The sequence below is a fragment of the Shewanella sp. TB7-MNA-CIBAN-0143 genome, from assembly GCF_040310065.1.
Taxonomy (GTDB): Bacteria; Pseudomonadota; Gammaproteobacteria; order Enterobacterales; family Shewanellaceae; genus Shewanella.
Map to the genome: position 1 here is coordinate 1 of NZ_JBEOPL010000028.1, position 21,637 is coordinate 21,637.

The 21,637-nt window shown below is 43.1% G+C and carries 18 protein-coding genes; 7 read left to right on the forward strand and 11 right to left on the reverse strand.

From position 1 onward, the window contains the following. Positions 1 to 316: 316 nt before the first annotated feature. The 5 genes from AAEY97_RS18760 (at position 317) to AAEY97_RS18780 (ending at position 8,100) form a co-directional block, all read left to right on the forward strand. Positions 317 to 874 (forward strand): hypothetical protein, encoded by a 558-nt coding sequence (locus AAEY97_RS18760; RefSeq protein ID WP_351000739.1) that lies wholly within the window; start codon positions 317 to 319, stop codon positions 872 to 874. Further along, the gene (locus AAEY97_RS18765; protein ID WP_351000741.1) at positions 871 to 2,457 is read left to right on the forward strand and encodes a site-specific integrase; all 1,587 of its coding nucleotides are present in this window, start codon (positions 871 to 873) and stop codon (positions 2,455 to 2,457) included. Before AAEY97_RS18760 ends, AAEY97_RS18765 begins: the two co-directional genes overlap by 4 nt. A gap of 1 nt (position 2,458) precedes the next feature. After that, positions 2,459 to 5,338: a site-specific integrase gene (locus AAEY97_RS18770; protein ID WP_351000744.1), complete on the forward strand. Its 2,880-nt coding sequence runs from the start codon at positions 2,459 to 2,461 to the stop codon at positions 5,336 to 5,338. Positions 5,339 to 5,350: 12 nt separating this feature from the next. Continuing rightward, positions 5,351 to 6,607: a hypothetical protein gene (locus AAEY97_RS18775; protein ID WP_351000747.1), complete on the forward strand. Its 1,257-nt coding sequence runs from the start codon at positions 5,351 to 5,353 to the stop codon at positions 6,605 to 6,607. A 326-nt stretch (positions 6,608 to 6,933) separates the two neighbouring features. Beyond that, positions 6,934 to 8,100, forward strand: coding sequence for an Arm DNA-binding domain-containing protein (locus AAEY97_RS18780; protein WP_351000750.1), 1,167 nt, complete (start codon positions 6,934 to 6,936; stop codon positions 8,098 to 8,100). 126 nt (positions 8,101 to 8,226) lie between these two features. On the opposite strand, the gene AAEY97_RS18785 is transcribed toward AAEY97_RS18780, so the two are convergent. The 3 genes from AAEY97_RS18785 to AAEY97_RS18795 all read right to left on the reverse strand — a co-directional run bounded on the left by AAEY97_RS18785 (position 8,227) and on the right by AAEY97_RS18795 (position 11,242). Further along, positions 8,227 to 9,408 (reverse strand): J domain-containing protein, encoded by a 1,182-nt coding sequence (locus AAEY97_RS18785; RefSeq protein WP_351000752.1) that lies wholly within the window; start codon positions 9,406 to 9,408, stop codon positions 8,227 to 8,229. Positions 9,409 to 9,488: 80 nt separating this feature from the next. After that, a complete protein-coding gene (locus tag AAEY97_RS18790) occupies positions 9,489 to 9,896 on the reverse strand; it encodes a helix-turn-helix domain-containing protein (RefSeq protein WP_351000754.1) in 408 nt (135 codons plus the stop codon). Beyond that, positions 9,893 to 11,242, reverse strand: coding sequence for a type II toxin-antitoxin system HipA family toxin (locus AAEY97_RS18795; protein ID WP_351000756.1), 1,350 nt, complete (start codon positions 11,240 to 11,242; stop codon positions 9,893 to 9,895). The genes AAEY97_RS18790 and AAEY97_RS18795 overlap by 4 nt, the downstream gene beginning before the upstream one ends. Positions 11,243 to 11,725: 483 nt before the next feature. Here AAEY97_RS18795 and AAEY97_RS18800 point away from each other — a divergent pair, with 483 nt between their 5' ends. Beyond that, on the forward strand, positions 11,726 to 11,983 hold the full coding sequence (locus AAEY97_RS18800) for a helix-turn-helix domain-containing protein (RefSeq protein WP_351000759.1): 258 nt from the start codon (positions 11,726 to 11,728) through the stop codon (positions 11,981 to 11,983). Next, on the forward strand, positions 11,983 to 13,218 hold the full coding sequence (locus AAEY97_RS18805; RefSeq protein ID WP_351000762.1) for a type II toxin-antitoxin system HipA family toxin: 1,236 nt from the start codon (positions 11,983 to 11,985) through the stop codon (positions 13,216 to 13,218). Before AAEY97_RS18800 ends, AAEY97_RS18805 begins: the two co-directional genes overlap by 1 nt. Before the next feature lie 54 nt (positions 13,219 to 13,272). Here the strand turns inward: AAEY97_RS18805 and AAEY97_RS18810 are convergent, their stop codons facing one another. The 8 genes from AAEY97_RS18810 to galU all read right to left on the reverse strand — a co-directional run bounded on the left by AAEY97_RS18810 (position 13,273) and on the right by galU (position 21,630). Then, positions 13,273 to 14,502: a type II toxin-antitoxin system HipA family toxin gene (locus AAEY97_RS18810; protein ID WP_351000765.1), complete on the reverse strand. Its 1,230-nt coding sequence runs from the start codon at positions 14,500 to 14,502 to the stop codon at positions 13,273 to 13,275. Next, positions 14,495 to 14,821 carry a helix-turn-helix domain-containing protein gene (locus AAEY97_RS18815; RefSeq protein ID WP_351000768.1) on the reverse strand — a complete coding sequence of 109 codons (327 nt, stop codon included), beginning with the start codon at positions 14,819 to 14,821 and terminating at the stop codon, positions 14,495 to 14,497. The genes AAEY97_RS18810 and AAEY97_RS18815 overlap by 8 nt, the downstream gene beginning before the upstream one ends. Before the next feature lie 307 nt (positions 14,822 to 15,128). Next, on the reverse strand, positions 15,129 to 15,677 hold the full coding sequence (gene rfbC, locus AAEY97_RS18820; RefSeq protein WP_351000771.1) for a dTDP-4-dehydrorhamnose 3,5-epimerase: 549 nt from the start codon (positions 15,675 to 15,677) through the stop codon (positions 15,129 to 15,131). Further along, entirely contained in the window at positions 15,674 to 16,552 is an 879-nt protein-coding gene (gene rfbD, locus AAEY97_RS18825) for a dTDP-4-dehydrorhamnose reductase (RefSeq protein ID WP_351000774.1), read from the reverse strand. The genes rfbC and rfbD overlap by 4 nt, the downstream gene beginning before the upstream one ends. 2 nt (positions 16,553 to 16,554) lie before the next feature. After that, the gene (gene rfbA / locus AAEY97_RS18830; RefSeq protein WP_351000777.1) at positions 16,555 to 17,433 is read right to left on the reverse strand and encodes a glucose-1-phosphate thymidylyltransferase RfbA; all 879 of its coding nucleotides are present in this window, start codon (positions 17,431 to 17,433) and stop codon (positions 16,555 to 16,557) included. 83 nt (positions 17,434 to 17,516) lie between these two features. Continuing rightward, positions 17,517 to 18,596: a dTDP-glucose 4,6-dehydratase gene (gene rfbB / locus AAEY97_RS18835; RefSeq protein ID WP_192115871.1), complete on the reverse strand. Its 1,080-nt coding sequence runs from the start codon at positions 18,594 to 18,596 to the stop codon at positions 17,517 to 17,519. A gap of 420 nt (positions 18,597 to 19,016) precedes the next feature. Next, the gene (gene glmM, locus AAEY97_RS18840) at positions 19,017 to 20,366 is read right to left on the reverse strand and encodes a phosphoglucosamine mutase (RefSeq protein ID WP_351000781.1); all 1,350 of its coding nucleotides are present in this window, start codon (positions 20,364 to 20,366) and stop codon (positions 19,017 to 19,019) included. 376 nt (positions 20,367 to 20,742) lie between these two features. Next, positions 20,743 to 21,630, reverse strand: a complete 888-nt coding sequence (gene galU, locus AAEY97_RS18845; RefSeq protein WP_351000784.1) for a UTP--glucose-1-phosphate uridylyltransferase GalU — start codon at positions 21,628 to 21,630, stop codon at positions 20,743 to 20,745. Positions 21,631 to 21,637 lie beyond the last annotated feature (7 nt).

The window sequence follows — 21,637 nt, forward strand, 5'->3', positions numbered from 1 at the left end:
TAATTCACTTGCTTTAACTTACCGCGCCCTGTTTATTTGTAAATTAATTGAGGCGACAACTATCCTGACACAGGGGGTCCACATCAATTTAAATTCATCATCCCAATCAATTTATCTTTCGCCAAAATATGAATCAAAATCACCTAAATCGTTTATTACACAGTAAAAAACAACATTTTTGTTGTGTAATATTATGAATAGTAAAGGATTTATTAATAAATATTAATCTTATATCTATTGTGATTACCAATAATTACTGTACAAATAGACAGTGAATAAGAGACATGAAAAATTAATTTCGGTAAGCGTCATCTATATGCGCATGAAGAATAAAAATATGGTAAATATGAAAACAAAACAGCGCTTAATTAACAGTTTTACCCTCGATTATCATCCTTTGGTCGCAAGTTTACTCAGCGAGGAGATAACGGTGCAGTCCCCCTCCGGCGTGATTGACCATCTTCATGAGCATGAAATACATATCTTGCTGAAAACAATAACTCTGTATGTCATATCTGTAACTCATGAGCATTTTCTACTTTTAACGCCCGAACCATTGTTTGCTCTACTGAGACAACATCCCTGTGCTCAATCACAAAAAGTGAGCTTATGTGAATACCAACATTCAGCAGATAACATCGAGCAAACAATCACGACATTAATGTTCACCCTTCCAGCATTGCAATACAGCTCTCAATCTTCAACACTAAAAACGCTCGCCTCTCGGCTCAATACCGCTAAATCTAATCCTTGGCTACCATCCAACTCATTGCCCAAAAAAAACCGCTTAGCACTATTTGCAGGAGTATCACCATCAGCGATACGGTCAGACATCAAGAAACTAACCAGCAATGATGGTAAAGGTAATGCATGAGTAAACTCAGTGCGATTAAACGTAAAGCGCGTAAATGTAATAGTGGCGGCGTTAACCCTGAGCCCATGAGCGTAGCATTAACACTTCTTACCGCATTGCATCGATTAAAGTCGTGCATAAAACCTACCGTGAGCAACAAAATCAACTCATACGATCGACATCTGTTTTATTTTGTCTATCTGTGGCTTACTGGCAAACTTATTGATTGCAAAACTACTGATAATATCCATACGATAAACATTCTCACAGGCAGTGAGCCATGCAGGGCCAGCGCACTAAGACGAGTGCGTATGAATAATATTTCCTGGGTCGAGTATGCATTGGCACACGACACACCACATGGCATTCAATGGCAGTGGCAGCCGCTACCAAACGGGCTCAATGCTTACTTTAGTCATGCGTTAACTCAATCTACCGAACATTGGGAGCTTTCGAGCCAGGAAGAAGAAACTTTCATTTACTGGTTGAATACCAAATGGCACACGCCAACCTCGTTATTAGGACGTTACCGCATACGCCGTGATGGATTTTTTAGCTACTTCAAAACGTTAGCCAATCTTGATAGTGGTCTATCGACACTCAGTAAACGTTTATTGCTCGGTGAAGAAGGATTGCATCATCATTCTGCAAGTGCCTATCAATCCCAAGACAGCGATCAGCTACGTTACGAGATCTTTCACGCACAAACTCGATATCTCGATAGACTTCGTCAAGTACTGATGGATCCGAAGCTCGAACCGATGCTCAATATACCGCTTCCTATTACCGCCAATGAGCGTTCGCTGCTACATAAAAATGATCCGCTACCCGAGCATTTACTCGTTGCAGGCCGCATTGCAGCGTTTCACCTCGATCTCACTGAAGCAACCAAAACCTATGTCAAAATGCCAGCACTTGCTATTGGTTCACAGCTGATGTTGGAGGTGGATAAAGTAAGGCATTTTTTCCGTTATTTACATCAGCAAGGGCGACAGCTAACACGCCCGCAGTACACCACGAGCGCCTTACGCGAGTTAGTCAATTTTCGCGCAAACGAACTTGCATTACTGTTCATCGTATTAACAGGTGCTCGCCCAACGCATGCGATTACGCTTGAACAGGCTTACTGCTTTAACTTTCAATACGCTATTGTAAGCGACAAGGGACGCTGGCGCAGTATGATGCTCCCAGATTATCTGCAGCAAGCAATCCAGCGATTTGAGTTGCTCAAACAGCAACTTAATCAATTTTTCCCAAAGTTTACCCCCTCACCAATGGTGTGGTTTGAGATCAATGAAATGGGTGAGCAGTTGCCGCTCACAGCAAGAACACTGCGTCACTTTATGATGCTGAATTGGTCTCAATGTTTCCAAAACGATCGTGTGGTGCCTTACCAACTTCGCCATTTTTTTGCTCAGCATGCGAGAGCGGCACTAGATCCAGTTTTATCCACTCAAGATGTGGATCAACTTATGGGACATTCCTCTTTCGGTGAGCACCTTGGTAGTGATATGCATTTCCCTGCATCACAAAGAAAACTCACTAAACACCTTGACTGCATTAGTGAATTTTTACAGCTATCGCCAGTCATGGAGGTGAAGTGAGATGCTCAATTACAGTACAATACAGCGTTACCATGACGACTTGGGACTAGTGATAGAAAAACGCAGCGATATCGATTGGGTATGTCTACAGATTGAGCAACACGCCAGCCAACGTCAACTCAGTGAGGTCAGTCTCAAGCAAATTAATGGGGCTATAAACGACATTCACACCGGGCGGCGACGTCGACTTAAGCGAGCACGAGATCAAGTATTACACTATCTTTATGATGTCTGTGATTGGACTCTACCTCCAAAACAAGAGACGCGGTGTCAAGATAGTGCACTCGAGTGGATGCGTGAAATACAAATCTTCAACGACGATGCTGGCAGAGTACTACGAGGCTACTCTCAGCAACGCCAGCGCTTTCTCGCCGCCCCCGAAAGTAGATCTCAGAGTGAATTAGCTTGGTTACTGGTCGTGCTCTACATAGAAGTAGCGCCCCTGCCATTAAATTACTGGCAAGCGGTGCTCTGTAGTACTGATCCAATCACATTTTTTGAAGGTCAATATACCCTAAAGGTGCCACACCCAGCGCCTATCGCGGCATTTGCTAACAACACTCAGCCTAGTTTTACCCGGTTACCACTGCCACTGTTTGCTTATCGGCTATTACAACAATATATGCTACAGCAAACTCAGGAACCAACAAAAAGTGCCCTTTTAAAAGCATTAAATAGTGCATTATATGCGCAGCCTTATTATCTTGCTCCGCGCTCAGAAGCGAAGTGGCAACGAACGTTTCAATCATTGTGGCACCATCATTATCAAGTACCTGCCGAACTGTTGCGTGATATTTCAGATCCTCTACGCCATGTTGCGACGTTACCTCAACATTTCAGCCCTACTCTACCTGTTGCTGTCAAAAATTCACTGTATCAACCGATCCTATTTCCTCGACAAGAAAACCCAAATGGCATGACATCAAATTCTGGTAAGCGTCATTGGCCGCACAAAAAGTTAATCAAGTATTACCGCAATAAAAACAACGCATCCGCAGTCATGCCATCAGAGCCCAGTTGGACTCAAGATAACATCCTCCCAAAACTGCTGTTTCATTTCTGTGAGTCGTTATTCATTGAGGGCGGAATTAAACGTGACAATCTTCCAGCAGATACTGTCGACCGGTACAGCAATTTTTACAAAAACCTTGCTCCATTATCGTATCAAGCGGCATGCGAGCCCGATAAATTAGCACTATGGGCGCAGCAAGCATTTGAAACCCTTAATGACAAAGACTCTCAAGCCTGGCATTTCTATCAGTTTTTACGCAGCGTCTCTCAACAACCATTGACCGACCACCTTGATTTGAGTCAATTTGAAAAGCCTAGTTTACCTGCTCGAGTTGATCCCTTTAGACTCAGTATTGCTCAGTTACACTTAGTGATCAAACACTTACTCTCGACCAGTAATGGTCACGCTCTTCAACGACTGTTTGCCAGTGTTGCAGCCTTACTCGGGTTCTATGGGGCTTTGCGTCGCGGTGAGGTTTTACGTCTTCGTGTGGGAGATATTCGTCAAGCCTTCAATCAGAATAACCATTTTCAACTCACTATCACAAAAACTGCTGAAGGCCGAACTAAAAATCGACAAACTCGCCATGTGTATATTGTCATGCCTGAAGTGGCAGCCAAACTTGTACGTATTGTCATTAAAATCCATGCAGAGAGTGATCACGCACAACCGCTATTGGCATTATGTGGTGAATCCATTGCGTCACGCGCAAGTCATTATTTATATCCAGTGACACAGGTGCTTAAAGGGATGTTCGGCCCTCATGTACGCTTCCATCATTTACGTCATTCAGGTATTGAGCTCACTTATCTGCAAGGGTTACATTTGGCATATGAGCGAGAAGATAACCATTTAGCGACTTTGCTTGATGACAAAGCAATGCAAACAATGTTGACCAAACAGAATTGCTTAGCACGCTTTAGCTTTTGGCTAGAAGGGCGTGATTTTAGCGAGGTAAACGACAGCCTTGTTTTTGATGTGATTAGCGCTCAATTTGGCCATGCTCACTATGCAACAACTCGACGTCATTACTTGCATGGACTTGAAAGGATCATCCCGCTTTTTAAGCCACACCAACGCCACTATAGCCGTGATGAGTTGCGCTACCTTTTGGATATGCCCACTGGTTCAAATGATATAGCCAGGGTACTTGCTGAACTTAGTCCTCAATACGCCTCATTGCCTGAACAAGCTAAAAAAAGTTACCGCCCCTACTATAGCGAAGCGCAACTGCTAAAAAGAATCGTCCCAAAACAGCCAGCATCCATGCTTAAACAGCAATGGGATGATAATGAATGGTTAAAAATTTGGACTGCTAACGCACCAAGACAATGGCACAACGGGCAAGTATTTCATCTTATAAATGGTCAAGCAATGCGCAAGTTAACAACTGGAGAGCTTACAATGAGGTCCCTGAGCCAAGCGTGGATGCTGTTGGGGCAACACCAAGGGTTAGTGTTGGATAAAAAGCAATGTACCGCGATGAAGCACTTAGGCGGAGCAACGATTGCTGAAGCGTTCATAAGTGAACACTTAGCAAGACCGGATGAGCCAGGCAAGCTAGATATTGTATTTAATTGCCCCTGCAACCAACGAACACTTAAAGCATTTAAAAGCTTATGTCATCAAGGGTTTCTCAAATCATTCAATGCAAAATTGACTTTAGTACAAAATAGAAAAAGCCTTAACAGTCATAAGCTTGAATTGGTCAAAAGCCACTTTGCTCGCAAGCAAGACACAGTGTTGCATAACGTTATACCAGTTGGTGACACCAGTCTTAACATCATATTGCATACACCATTTTCAGCAATAATATTCAAACGCCCACTAGCGCAGTATTTTGCTGATCTATTAACTATCAATACTTAAAAGGATCCCACCTTGCCAAAACTTGAATTCAATGCAGACCGTAAACAAGGCATTAGCCACCTGGTTAACGCTATCAGTGATAGAGATCCTATTCCTTATGTCACTGTGGTGATAGAGAACAAAGAACTGGGCTATTTAATCGGAGGTCAGAGCGACTTTCCCTCTATGGTTCAATTGCCACTTAGCAGTGACTGGGGACTCAAAAAAGGTCAATGGTCGTTATGTGCAAGTAGCTTCGGTACATGGTGGCGGGCTGAACTAGATAACACGTTAAATAGAAACCCAATCACTATCGAAGTCGAGTATGGTAAACAGCAAAAGTTACCGATACTCAATGGCCTGATGGCACAAGTATCTCGTCTATACATTCAAGCTAAACCGCCAATCGAGGAGCATCTTGCTTTTCTTGAACAGCATAAAAACCAAGCTTACCAGTCATTACCCACTGATTCGGCGAGGGTGATCCTTAACGTCGCCGAGGCCCATCAGCCGTTTGATGTGTTTGAGCTCAATAAAGAGCTACAAAAAGTCCGTATTGAGCGTGACAACAATATTCAGACCTGTGCGCTACCAGAGAATATGGAAGTAACACATGGCATATTGCTGAACAAAGATAGCGTGGTACAACTAGAACGGATCTGTCATAACACTGATGCAGAACAGATCCTGTATTATCTGGATGATGAACGCGCAATATTTAGTGATGGTCACAGCGTGAACTCAAGCTCGTTAGCATCACTGCGTGAATATCGATTAAAAAAAGAATCAGCGTATCGGGTCGAGGTAAAAATTATCATCAACATTTATGATTTTAAAGAAGATCTCAAAAAATATTTGTCGATTACGCCACTCAAAAAAGCCAATCAAGCACTACTCTATATCGATAAAGACTATGTCATGCTTGCCAGCTTAGTTGAAGAGACCGGCAGTAACCGTTTTATTCGCACAAAACACATCGATTGTCACAAGCCCTCGTTATACAGCATCAATCTGAGTCAGCTAAGTCGTGTGCAAATTAAAGATATTACCAATGCTGAACAAATGAAAATCGCGGTATTAATTAATGAGCAAGGAGGGCTAAAGTTGGGGTTTTATAACGACAGAGATAATGCCGAGCCTTACCAAAGTATCACAGATATCGAATATGCTTCCCCGAGAATGGAACTAGTACTGCAGTCGAAAGCCAGACTAGAGATCATGCTAAAACAGCAGAATGCTGATGGCGATACACATAGCCAGGATGATTTATTTGGTTTTAAGGATGTTTGATTTCGGAATAAAACGGGCGTGGCGCATTATGTTGATGTGTTGTTTGAATAAGTACAATAAAACACTGGACAAATACACAGTACTGGGTATATAACTAGAACTGGTTAACGAATAAGCTATATTTTTAGCCTATTGGGAAGACACACTGAGGTGATTAACTTGCGCGTTTTACAAGTTAGGTCACCCTTAAATAGCAGTTGGGAGAGAGTGGCGGCAACCACTCTCCCCCGTACCGGCTGCACCGACCTTTAATCGAGACCCAGCCGATGGCTAAATTCTAACGAATTCCATCGGGTAGGGACAGATCTATTTGATGGAGGCCTCTTATGGCTCAAATTCGCATTCGCCCCAATGGGCGTATTCAGTTCGACTTACATCTTTATGGTTGCCGTTTTCGTGAAGGCACCCAATTGATGGCCACCCCTAAAAACCTCAACAACGCCAAAGCCACACTAAAAAAAATGAGTGCCGAAATTGACTTAGGCACCTTCCAATACCGCGACTACTTCCCAAACAGCAAAAAAGTGGTCAAGTTTGAACAACTGCAACGCGCCACTCACCCCGACCGTCAATACCCCTTCTTTGATGACTTTGCGAACCAGTGGTTTGAACGAAAAAAAGCCACCTGGAAAAACAGCTATCGAGATTCGGTGCGCAGTGCATTGGATAAATACCTTACCCCCCACTTCGGCAACACATTAGTCAACGAACTATCGCTGTCACAGGTGGATTACTTTCGTCAGGACTTAAGTGAAGGGGTAAAAAAAGACGGTTCTCGTTTATTGTCTAATCGGCGAATTAACTTCATCCTTTGGCCTTTGGTTGCCATTATCAGCTTAGCGGCAGAAGAGTATAAGTTTGAGTATCCACTGAGACGTTATAAGGCCTTCAAAGAAGAAAAAGCAGAGTCAAACCCCATGACCATCGATGAGGTGCGCAAGTTTCTTGCGAGTGTGCCTAAAAAGTGGAAGGACTATTTTATCATTCGCTTCTGGACGGGCATGCGCAGCTGTGAGGTGCATGGTTTAGAGTGGGACCACATTGATTTTGACCATCGATTAATTCGCGTTCGTCAAAATTGGGTTAATGGTGAAGTGTGTGATGTAAAAACACCAAAATCACGCCGTGAGCTTAAGATGTGTGACACCGTATTTGATGCGTTTAAACGTATTCAAGCCGTTAAAACCGGACGATCTAACTTTGTATTTATCGCGCCGACAGGCTTACCACCTTCAACGCATTTTATAAGTCGTAAATTGTGGTTCCCCACCTTAAAAGCCGCAGGCTTAAAACTCCGTCGACCTTATGAAACACGCCATACAGCCGCAGTGCTGCATATTGCGGCTCATGAGAACCCGCTATACATTTCCCATATGCTAGGACATAGTGACACCCGACTACTGTTTGAAGTCTATGCCCCCTATGTTGCCAATGCTTCTCGCCTTGATGGTAATGCATTTGACTCATTAATGAAAAGCGAGGGACTGGGCTAAAAACCTTAGCCACTATCGGCCCTGTGACTGGGTCGATAGTGGTTTAGATTATGACCCCATCATAATAGATGAAGTGAGTATGCAAAACGCTTAAAACGTCAGCGATGACATCTCGACAAACAAAATCTAATCTAGAAAATCTTCAAACATGCCAAACCCCATCATGTCATTCAATTCCTGCTGATGCATTCGCTGACTTAACTGTTCACGCAGGGCTTGCACCGTCGTGACGTTATTGATCTTAGCGTATAGTACTTCAGCTTCAATGATCAGCAGATCGCCATACTGTTGCAACGTTTTTGCGCGCGACGCCTTTCCGCCACCGCCAAAACGACGCCAAATTTCCGATTTAATGTCGTTGCCATGCTGCATAAATTGATGATCTTGGTTTAGCAATGCTATTTTTGAATATAATGCGGCTTCCACTCGCTTTATCATGTCCTCATCAGCGATGAGTTTATATTCGGGCAAATGTTCCTGTGCCATCATCAGTAACGCGAGCGCATCTTTATCTTTTTTAGCCTGGGAAAGAAGCTGCATTAAGTCCTTCTTTAAGGCTTTTTGCGCAGGATCTTGCTCCTTATCAGGATGAAGTTGATTAGCGAGTTGTCGATACAGTTTCGACATCGCTTTATCTTCAAATAACGCAGTGCTCATCGGTAATTCAGAGTCATCGTTTTCGAATGAAAAGTCATCACCCATGTCCCAGCCTGGTTCATCCCACTCAACATCATCTTGATGTTCATCTTGAGCTTCTGCGTTATTGCTTTGGCTGAGCATGTCATTAATATACGCTTGAAAACGTTCAGGATGATGTATCATATCAATAAGCTCTTCGTTGCTTAAAGGCAACCACTCACCGAACATGCCAAACAGATCTTCCCTTAGCGTCTCAAGCTCTTCATCACTCACCGTTTGCTTTGGCATCGTCGATTGAAAATCAATCAATAACGAAGTAAAAAACTCTCGCAAATCAGTTGTGCTAATGGGATTAAATGGGTTGGCCTCAAGTATAGTGAGCTCCTCTTCAATCCAACCATAAAGTTCAACTCTTTGGTTACCCTTAATCGTTTTGCGTGGCACAAACGTTAGTAAATGTTGGACCCACTTTCCGGTCGCAGCACACACAACATGCTCTTTTGGCTCGATTAGCGGTTTAAACTCTTCATAAAAACCATCTAATTTTGCGCGATAGCGTTGATTACGCGCTTGTTTTTTCTCAACGTCTTGCCACAATTTGTCGAGCTTTTGCCACTGTTTGTTAGATGTGTTGAGTTCAGAATTGTCGATAATGGTCATTAATGTCATGCAGAGTACCGTATTGAAGCTTTTTTGATTTAAGTGAGTGTATTATCAAGAATGATGCCGTTTTATCAACCTTTGACACATCATCCCGGTAATACTTTTGCGCCAGAACCGTCAGTTGCGCTTTCATAACCGATGATTTCACCCTGTAAAAACTTATCTCTGGGTAAGACCAATAACTCCAGTCCAACCCCCCTTAGGGCTTTGCCTAAAACTAAAGCGCTAGCTTTCGATTTATCTCCCTCAATCTCAGATAATGCCTTCCTTGTAATGCCGACCATTTTGGCATATTGCTCTTGATTTGCGAATAGCATTTCAGTACGCAACCTCTGCAAAGCCTTACCCGTCGTGATCTGACTGGTAATAAGCTCAATGCAAATACTTTTCATAAGCTCATCTTTGACAGAGCTCGGCAATTTTTGACGCTTTGCAGCAAGTGGTAGTCGGCCATGACGATTCTCTTGGGCTAACATTTTGGCCTTTTCTGTCATAGTAGTTTCCAGGTTTTGAATTTCTGCTCTAAATGTTCATACCCCATACTTGGGAAAGAGAGAATAGACTGGGGAACACCTCGGTTTCCCAGCCTTTGCTTGAGTTCAACTAATTCTATTGCTGTTTGAGCCAATGCATCTAAAAGCGCTTTTGGTTCAATAAGATCAGCAAGACTATTGGCGATTTTAACAAAGTCATATTGTCCACCTAATTCAAGTCCTCCCCCCCATATAAAAGTCCTTGATATCATTTCTGGATCGGCTTTCATGGGGGCAAAGTCGTAGATAGGCGCAAGGGATACACGGTTGTTCTGCTTGATGAATGACGTATTACGACCGTGATTATCGGAATTACCAAAAGCAATATTAAGCAAGTCCCTGCGAACCCACTCGATAACAAACGCTGCGATTCCATTCTCTGCATCGAGAAACGTTGTTGTTTCACTGTTATCGTTTTTTAAAGTAAACACTTCTATTAAAGCGCGGATCACCTCGCCATGCTCCATCATAGTAGCAGGAGCAATATCTAACACAGAGTAAACTGACTCCATACCAAGCAGTTGCTGTTTATTGCCTATTGTTGCAACATCAAACCTCGGCAACCAAAGTGATGGACCTCGCTCGCTCTCTATCAAGCGCATTTCATCAGTGGGTATAGTATCGAAACCAAGTGCTTTAAGTTCGTGATAGAAGTGAAACTCAGCCCTTAAAATATCGTGGTCGATACTTGCGCTTCCTCTTGAAAATTTGACTAAGTATCGGGTGTCTAGATTGCTTGGATTATCCTGAAAGGTATCGATCCACACTCTGTCATATGGATCACAACGAAGAAGTAATTTAGGCGCAGCACCACCTGCACCAGACGCACCGCCAGCAGCGGCTCCATTGGCCTGTGCGTATTCGATAAAGTCGACTTCAAGCCTACAGACATCCTCAACGCTAAACGTTACCGGTATTGGGTTGGTAATAGCGGCAGGTACCGACTCTTTCACCCTGATATTGCCTATCGGTGCGATAGTACCTTGAGATAACAGGATAAAATTCCTGGTAAGCTTATCTTCATCGAGCAAGCGCAGTGTTCGTAGCCAGTATTTACGACTTGAGCCTGCGGGAATAATGTCATCTAAAAAACGAAACCAGTTTTTATTATTTCGATAGGGCATGGTGTCGTTTGGCAAAGTGACGCAGGCTGCGGTTTCTGCAAAATCATTATAGTGTGCAAATACATGATCTGTTTCATAGTCCAGTCGACAAAAGCTTGAATCAAGGTGTTCTGCAAACTCGATAGTCGCAACATCATGCCACTCAAAAGCGTAGTTAATTTGAATCGTAATTGCTTTCGACATTATGCATCCATTTCGGTTCAACAAAGAGAGTAAAAACCACTTATTGAAACAATATTAGCACATAAAATAGCTATTACACTACTTATTGACACGATTTAGGTTCAAAAAATCAAGTGCCAGTTTGCGACTACAGAACGCCCAAAGTAAAAGAGCGAGATCCTAGGAAATCCTACTCGCCAGAGGATAAACTTCATCTGCTAGGCATTTTCCTTTATATAATTTATCAGCGTAGCTGCCTATCAGGCAGCTAAATGTTATATAACAAATGTAACCGAACGGTTTAGGGGCTAAAGTTCTTTACTACTCACCATTATCGTTTTCCATTTTTCAAAGATAGCTATCGCTTCTCTGGCTCACTAAATTGCTTCTTTAGGATTAACTTGGTGATTTTATGGTGATCTAGCTTAAACAATATTAGCTATATAGCTAACTTAGATGCTTTAGTCTATGATGTTAGCTATATGGCTAACTTATTGGTGATGTATGGGCAGTAGAGCAGAGATTGGTACAGCTGTTAGTCAACGCCGCAAAGCGCTAGGTTATACCCAGCAGCGCCTCGCTGAATTGACGAGTATTCATAAGGTTACTATTTCTGAAATTGAGAATGGTCGGTTCACTGGTTCATTTGATATTTTTGAGCGTTTGCTTGATGCAATTGATTTGCAATTTAATGTGACTCCAAAGACTCATGAGTTACCAGATTGGGATGAGATTGATAGCATATTTAAGGAAGATGACTAATGGCTACTGAAATTAGTTTCCCATCTAAAATCAACCGCATAGTTGTTGTTGGTGCTGATGATGCTGAGTTAGGTGTGTTGACGTATGGTTCTGTGCATCATTACCAACCAATTCAGGATGCTAAGCATGTGTCGCTTACTATGACGAAAAAGGGGTTGGATGGTTACTCATCTTCTGCATTGCATCCTGTGTTCGCGCAAAATTTGCCAGAGGGTTTTAATCGCCGTTTTATTGCTGAAAAGCTTGCGCGCTATGCCAAGGTTAACGACATGTACTTGTTGGCACTTCAGGGTGATCACAGTATCGGTATGTTGTCTTATCAGAGTGAATTAGAAATGCCTGAGGTCGAGTCGATATCCCTTAATGATATTCTGACGTATCGAAGTACTGAACCGTTGTTCCCTCAATTACTGGAAAAATATTACCTGCGAAACTCACTCGCGGGTATGCAGCCTAAGGTCAGTATTCCTGGTGTTGGTGGCGCTATAACCGATAGAACCGTTGAGCAAAAGGACTTGATCGTTAAGTCGTTTGACCAGGAATTCCCACTACTAACAGTGAACGAATACGTTTGCATGGGGGCGGCGAACCATTGTGGCTTGAAACCTCCAGCGACTTACCTTGCAGAGAATCTTGAGACTTTTGTAGTTGAGCGTTTTGATAAAACGTCAGAGGGGATGAAGCTTGGTTATGAGGATTTCACCACGCTGCTAAAGAAGCCAAATGACCCTGATGCTAAGTACAGTGGTAGTTATGAGACATTACTCAAGGCTGTTTATCTGTACACCAATAGCCAAGTGGAAATAGAGACAATGTACCGGTACATCGTATTTAACTGCCTCATCGGTAATGGTGATGCTCATTTGAAAAATTTTGCGTTGCTATACTCACAGGATATGTCTAGGATTTTTGTGTCTCCTCCATTTGATATTACTCATACGCTTATCTACGACACCATAGATAACAAAATGGCGCTTAAGCTTGCTGGCAGTAAAACGTTCCCAGACGAGTCTCACTTGCTGAAATTAGCTGAGGGTAAGGAATTTCGGATCAGAAAGGCTAAGGAAATTATTGAGTCCATCAGTGATGGCATCATGGACTATTTGAAGCGTTCTGAGGAAGTGCGGTTATTTAGTGGATTGCGAGAGTCTATTGAACAATCGATATCAAGTGCTATGACCCCAACTTATACCACAAAAAATTACCGTCATGATCGCAAGAAGAAGTTTGAGTGAGTCTTTTGACCGATAAGAATAAAACCAGACTTTACTCGGCAATCTTTTCTCATTTTAGCGTAGCGGTATGCTTCGTAAGTGTGTCTCGATTGCTTCAATCATCGACTTAGTAAGTGGTAAATGCGCTTTTTCTTTCGCCCATACCTCATGGAAGCCTGCTACGGTTTGCTTGGCAGTATCTAACACCAATTTTTCTGGCAGCATGGCCTTAGCGGCTAAGTGTGATAACTCATCCAACGTGAAATCGCTGAATTTTTTGCTACGGCTAACCTTGAGCGACGCACTATCATCTGGGATATAAGGAATAGTCGAGACAAAGTCATAAGCAGGTGCAATCGATGCGGTGCGCTTGTCTTTATAAATCACAGACCAATTCTTCAAATGCATATCGGCATTGCCAATTAACGTATTGAACACTAACCTGCGAGTAAATTCTGCGATGTCCTCGTCTTGACCTTCGATGCCGATAACCTGAGCAATATTCCGCATACTCGCTTTTTTGTATTTATCTTGAGGATAGACACCAAAAACTTGCGCAAAGTCCTCAATGTGCACAGCTTGACCATCTGCACGGTCAAAACGCTTGATCGCAAAAGCCTGAGCATTTTTAAAAGAGCTGCCATATTTGCCAATGCCTTCTGGAATATTGGCAATCTGGTCAATGGAAAGTAGCTGAGTCTCTGGCACCTCCATTCCCAACATTCGAGCCAATTCCATCATCGAATATTCATTTTCTGGCACAGCCTCAAATCGAGACGACGGCAATTTCACAATCCAAGAGCCACCTTTACCCGTAGCAGGAATGGTCAAACCGCCGTTTACTTGTTGTACGGCTGAAAACTTCAACTGTACACCCGCCAATGAAAAGCGCATTGGAGCTTCAATTTTCGTTTCACCTTCAATGTCTTGATGCACATTAGGCGGCAGCGCTTCACCATCGGCCGGTTCAACCGTGATCGCGCCAGCTAAATCCTGCCCTAGCACCCACAATAGAAAAAATTCCCGCGCAGGGTTCACACCGGCACGCTCTGCCAGGTAATTACGCATGGTTTCTTCTGGCAAAAGATTAGAGAAAAATGGGGTTAACTTGGTTTGGGTAGGTTTGAAGTTGGTCAGCAAGCCACCTAGCGAATCTTTAAAGCCAAGCCCTAACACGGGCCGTGATTCGTCATTAATGTACGGATCCATAAAGGCAAATAGCGTTCTGTCATTGCCCACATTAGTGATCGTTGCGATGGGTTCACCATAGAGCAAAACGTTTAACGTAGAGACATTATTAGTCATCGTCGTCTTCCTCTAACTGGTATGCTGGCGACATTTGCTCACATTCATCGCTAAGACCGTTATTATGAGTAACGTTACTACTTCGAATGATCGACTTGATGGCAGGAACAGACTTTTTAGGTGCGACAAATAACTCTAGGTCGAGTACACGGGCAAGTGCAATCAAACTGGACATTCTTAAATCAACGCCACCAGACTCGATTTTCGATATATGGCTTTGCGGTACACCCGAACGAGCGCTCAGCTCTCTCTGGCTAAACCCCTTACGTACCCGAGCGTCTCGAAGGCTTTCTAATATCTGCTCTGTTACATAGCTCATTTCAATACGTCTTAATGCATCACTGAAGAAAAATTATATATAAAAACATATCATCCTAGCCAAAATAACACAAGAGTGATTAGTTATTGTATATCATAAGAGCTATTATGATGCGTAATTATAGATAAACTATAGCGCACTCACTTGCTGTAGGCAGATGGGACAATGGGCAGTAATTAGAGTAGCGAGTTTACAAAATACCTCATTTTAAGAGCCGAGTCGTTGATCACATTCGCTCGGTGATATCCCGCTCCATCCAGGATGAGGTGCAGCTAGCAGCGAAGCGTCCTAGAAGCGCAGCTAAATGCTATAAACATTGTGCGTGCTTGAGCAATACACTTTGATGTGCATCTCTATTTGATAATAAAGGTGGGTTAGTTAACGGCCATTGAATGCCAATAGCGGGGTCATTCCAGGCAATACTCTCTTCAGATCCAGGGCAATAATAATCAGTACATTTGTAAATAAATTCAGCCTGGTCGCTTGTTACATAAAAACCATGGGCAAAGCCTTCTGGGATCCACAACTGGCGTTTATTGGCGGCAGATAAGTAAACGCCGACCCATTGACCAAAGGTAGGTGAGCCTTTACGAATATCGACGCTCACATCAAATACTTCACCGCTCACGACACGTACCAGCTTTCCTTGAGTGTGTTGTGTTTGATAATGTAAACCGCGTAATGTTCCCTTGTTCGACTTGGAATGGTTATCCTGTACAAAAATGGTAGGCTTGCCTGTCACGAGTGCTTCAAACTGTTGCTGGCTCCACGTCTGCATAAAAAAGCCACGATCATCGCCAAACACGGTGGGCTCTATAATCTTCACATCTGGAATTTGTGTAGCGATGACGTTCATCGTGAATACTCTTCAATGTTGACTAATGCGGCTTGCCAATCACTTTGCACAAGACCAAATTCTTGATTGATTTTATCACAATTTAAACGTGAGTTTGCTGGGCGCTTTGCGGGGGTGGGATAGTCTAGCGTTGTGATAGGGGTAACTTGAATGGGCTGTTTCAATACGCCTTGCGCTAGCGCAAGGTCAAAAATTTTTGTCGCAAAAACATGCCAGCTGACATGAGGAAAACCAGAATAATGATATATCCCGTAGGCTTGATGACCATCAACGAGCTGTTTCACAATAGTCACTATGGCATTGGCAATATCACCCGCATAGGTTGGGCCGCCAAACTGATCGACAACAACCCCTATAGACGTTTTGGTTTTAGCAAGACGCAGCATAGTGTTGACAAAATTATGCCCATGCTCAGCAAATGCCCAGCCGGTTCTGAGTATAATATGTTGCGAACACGCTCGTGCAACCGCTTGTTCACCAGCGAGTTTACTTCGGCCATACTCACTTTGAGGTTCGGTGTTATCAGTCTCAACATAAGCGACAAGACCATCGCCAGCAAAAACATAATCGGTAGAAATATGGATGATAATGGCATTGATATTATTCGCGGCAACGGCAAGGTTAAATGGTCCATCACGATTAACAGCATAGGCCAATGCGCTTTCTTGTTCCGCGTTATCAACTGCGGTATAAGCAGCTGCATTGATAATGATATTGGGTGAAAACTCAGCAATAACCTTATTGACCCTAATAGGGTCTGTAATATCAAGCTGGTCACGATCTAATGCCAACAAGGTGACATCTGGTAGAGTACTAAGTTGCTTAACTAAACACCTAGCAATTTGGCCATTTTTACCTGTGACCAATATGTTCATACTCAAGCCTCGTTAACCGAACCAGCTAAATTCGCTAAATATTGACCATAGTTGCTGCTTATCATCGGTGCAGCCAATTTAGCAAGATCATCCGTACTTAACCAACCGTTGCGCCAGGCTATTTCTTCTAAACAGGCCACTTTAAGCCCTTGCACATTCTCTATAGTGCGCACAAAAGAAGATGCTTCGTGCAAGCTATCATATGTGCCTGTGTCTAACCATGCAAAACCACGACCAAGCAACTCTACCTTCAAGTTACCCTTGGTTAAATACATTTCATTTAACGTGGTTATTTCTAACTCGCCGCGATGTGATGGCTTAACTTGTTTTGCCATTTCAACAACGCTGTTGTCGTAGAAATATAAACCCGTCACAACATAATTTGATTTAGGTTTAGCGGGCTTTTCCTCTATCGATATAGCGTTCATATTGACGTCAAGCTCGACCACACCAAATCTTTCAGGGTCTTTAACTTGATAGGCAAATATTGTGGCGCCACCGTCCTTGCTAGCGGCATTCTGCAATGTTTTACTGAAGGATTGCCCATAAAAAATGTTATCACCTAACACCAAGCAAACGCTGTCTTGTCCAATGAATTCTTCGCCAATTAAAAATGCCTGCGCTAAACCGTCTGGTGATACTTGTAATGCATAACTTAACCGAATGCCAAAATCAGAACCATCACCGAGTAAACGTTTAAAACTTTCGCTATCTTCTGGGGTGGTAATAATTAACACTTCACGGATCCCAGCCAGCATTAATGTTGACAGTGGATAGTAGATCATTGGCTTGTCATACACGGACAATAACTGCTTGGATACCCCTCTCGTGAGTGGGTATAAACGAGTCCCTGAGCCGCCCGCTAAAATAATGCCTTTCATGTGTAAATAAGTTCCTAGATGAAAAGGCCCTAGGTTTTGGATCATAAATCTAGGACAACAGATCAATAATTGCAGTAATGAGATTAAATGCCTAACGGCTCGCCTTTGTAAGTTCCATCTTGGACATGTTGACACCAATCTTGATTCGTTAAATACCACTCGATGGTTTTACGTAAACCCGTTTCAAAAGTTTCTTGTGGTTGCCAGTTCAATTCATTACTGATTTTACTCGCATCAACGGCATATCGTCGATCATGGCCGGGGCGGTCTGTCACATAAGTGATTTGCTCAGCGTAAGGCGTGTCTTTAGGCACTAGAGCATCTAAGATAGTGCAAATAGTCTGTACCACTTCTAAATTCTGCTTTTCGTTATGCCCACCAATATTATAAGTCTCACCGACTTTGCCACTGGTGACCACTTTATAAAGTGCGCGGGCATGATCCTCAACGTAAAGCCAATCACGAATTTGATCACCTTTACCGTAGATAGGAAGCGGCTTGCCTTCTAGCGCATTAAGGATCACCAATGGGATCAATTTTTCAGGAAAGTGATAAGGGCCGTAGTTGTTAGAGCAATTAGTCACCACAGTAGGTAAGCCGTAGGTGCGTAACCATGCTCTCACTAGGTGGTCACTTGATGCTTTTGATGCAGAATAAGGGCTACTTGGCGCATAAGCAGTGTTTTCAGTAAATAATGCTAACGCTTCATTTGGGCTATGGCCTTGCAACTCATCTGGGTGAGGCAAATCACCGAACACTTCATCGGTAGATATATGATGAAAGCGAAATGCTTGCTTAGCGTCAGATGACAAGGTATTCCAATACTCTCTCGTCGCCTCAAGCAGCATATAAGTGCCAACGATATTGGTTTGGATAAAGTCTGATGAACCAGTGATGGAGCGATCAACATGAGATTCTGCAGCAAGGTGCATTACAGCATTTGGCTGATGCTGTTTAAACACTCGGTCTAATTCCGCACGGTCGCAAATATCGACTTGCTCGAAAACATATCGATCACTTGACGCTATACTCGCTAACGATTCAAGATTACCTGCATAGGTCAGTTTATCCACATTAATGACGCTATCTTGAGTGCTATTGATGATATGGCGCACTACTGCAGAGCCGATAAAACCAGCGCCACCGGTGACTAGGATTTTCATTGAAATGCTTCCAAGATCTGTTTAATAACCTAAATATCAGTCCGACCTAACTTTAATGGATAATTATAACGGAAATCACGGCGTTGAGGCGGATGAAGTGTATCAAAAACGGATAGTCTATTTATGGGTTGCGATACCCAATCAACCTTAACTATCTGATTGACTGAATCAAACCCCATATAAATTGAGATGTAAAATAACGAATGTAACCGAACGCTAAACTCAATTTACGCCTTAAAAAACACTTTAAATGCCATTAAAAAGTGAACACTGAAACGAGGCATTACAAGCATTAAAAAAGCAGCAAATAGATTGCTGCTTTTTTATAATCAAATAGCGGTGGTTAATCACCTAACCGACGCGAACTAAACGCTAACGTCATAGCTTAACTGCGCGCCTAGACAATGCTGTCCGCTGTTGTTAGGCGCGAACTGCATTAGCGATATGTTCTGCTTGTGCTAGTGACATTTCAGGATCGGTTGATTCAACCATCACACGAATAAGCGGTTCAGTGCCCGATTTACGTAATAACACACGGCCGTTATCAGCAAGTACTGCTTCGGCTTCAATCACTGCTTGTTTTACGACGGCTGAAGCAATAATTTCATCTGCGTTATTAGCGGTTAAACGCACATTAAGCAGTACTTGAGGTAACTTTTTCATACCCGATACAACCTCAGCTAATGATTGCCCCGATTGTAATACCGCTTGCAGCACTAATAATGACGCCACAACAGCATCGCCAGTAGAAGCATGGTCAAGGTGTAAAATATGCCCAGAACCTTCGCCGCCTATGCGCCATCCTGTCTGTTTTAATTGTTCAACTACATAACGGTCACCCACTTTAGCGCGTTTAAACGGGATATCCATTTCTTTTAAGGCTATTTCAAGACCAAGGTTAGACATTAACGTGCCGACCACACCGCCTGTCATGGTGCCTTGCTGCTTGGCAGATTTTGCCAAAATATATAAAATTTGATCGCCGTCCACTACGCGGCCATTGTGATCAACAAACATCACTCGGTCTGCATCACCGTCCATCGCAATGCCTAAATCAGCTTCATGTACCATAACTGCTGTTTGTAAACTGTCTAAATGGGTCGCACCGCAATGGTCATTAATATTAGTGCCATTAGGCTTATCATTAATGCTAATTACCTCAGCACCCAACTCACGGTATACATTGGGCGCAATATGATACGCCGCACCGTTAGCACTATCGACGACAATTTTCAGACCTGCCAAGGTTAAATCTTTCGCAAATACGCCTTTGCAAAACTCAATGTAACGTCCCGCAGCATCATTAATTCGGCGCACTTTGCCTAACAATTCAGATGAAACACATTCCATCGCATTATGATTTAACGCTTGGTCGAGTAAAGCTTCAATTTCAAGCTCTTGCTCGTCATTAAGCTTAGTGCCAGAGTTTGAGAAAAACTTAATGCCATTATCATAAAAAGGATTGTGCGATGCACTAATAACCACACCCGCATCGGCTCTAAAAGTAGAAGCTAAATACGCCACTGCAGGCGTTGGCATAGGGCCAATAAGGGCCACGTTGACACCTGCAGCAGACAAGCCTGCCTGCATTGCCGATTCAAACATATAACCACTGCTACGGGTATCTTTACCAATCAACACTTCTTTGGTACCGGTTGAGGCTAAAACCTTACCAGCAGCCCAACCTAACTTCATTGCAAAATCAGGCGTAATAGGAAACGTCCCCACCTTTCCACGGACACCATCGGTGCCAAAATACTTACGAGACATAAAAACTCCAATATAATAAAATTTAAGTACCTAGGGCGTGACTTCGTCACTGCTAGGTTCTAGGACGGACTTCATCCTGCTAGATTCTAGGAACTCGCAGGCTCGCCAGAGAGCGGACTGCGTCCTGCTAGGAACAGCTTAGCTGCTAAGATTTTATAGCATCTAGCAGCGAAGCGTCCTCGAAGACCGCAGGTCGCCCTAGCAGCCGCAGGCGCTCTATTCCTAGCATCTAGCAGCAAAGCGTCCTCGAAGACCGAAGGTCGTCTTAGCAGACGCCCTATTCTTAACATCTAGCAGCGCAGCGCTCTAGGCTTTTAGGCTATAGCAAAAAACCAACTACAAAGAGTTGGTTTTGGTATTAACAATAAATCAATGTTTACTGTTCAAGCATAATTTTTTCAATACTTTTTTTGAAATCCGCACCTAACTTAGCATCGCGTAATCCATACTCAACAAACGCGTTCATATAACCCAATTTGTCACCACAATCATGTGATTTACCGGTCATGTTGAATGCTTCAACCGTATCTTGTTCAATGAGCATATCAATGGCGTCGGTTAACTGAATTTCATCACCAGCACCGGCAGGTGTTTTAGCCAGTAGTCGCCAAATTTTTTCAGATAATACATAGCGGCCAACAACCGCAAGATTAGATGGCGCTTCACCTAACTCAGGTTTTTCAACCATGGCTTTAATTTTAGCAGAATCACCGGGTGCGATCTCAACACCATTACAATCGGCAATCCCGTATTTACTAACGTCACTTTCTGGCACTGGCGCAACCATAATTTGGCTAGCGAAGGTCGCTTTATAGCGCGCGATCATCGCGGCTAGGTTTTCAGTTTTTTGATCTGCAGTGTATTCATCTAAAATAACGTCCGGTAATACCACTGCAAACGGACTATTACCGATACAAGGATAAGCACACAACACTGCATGCCCTAAGCCTTTCGCTTCACCTTGACGCACATGCATGATGGTCACATCTTTAGGGCAAATAGCTTGAACTTCTTCAAGTAGCTGACGTTTTACGCGCTTCTCAAGTGTAGATTCAAGCTCATAGGATTTATCAAAGTGGTTTTCAATCGCGTTTTTACTGGCATGAGTGACCAATACGATTTCTTTAACACCAGCAGCCACACACTCATTAACAATGTATTGAATTAACGGTTTATCAACTAAAGGCAACATTTCTTTTGGAATGGCTTTGGTCGCTGGCAACATGCGAGTGCCTAAACCTGCAACGGGAATTACTACTTTCATTTTAAAT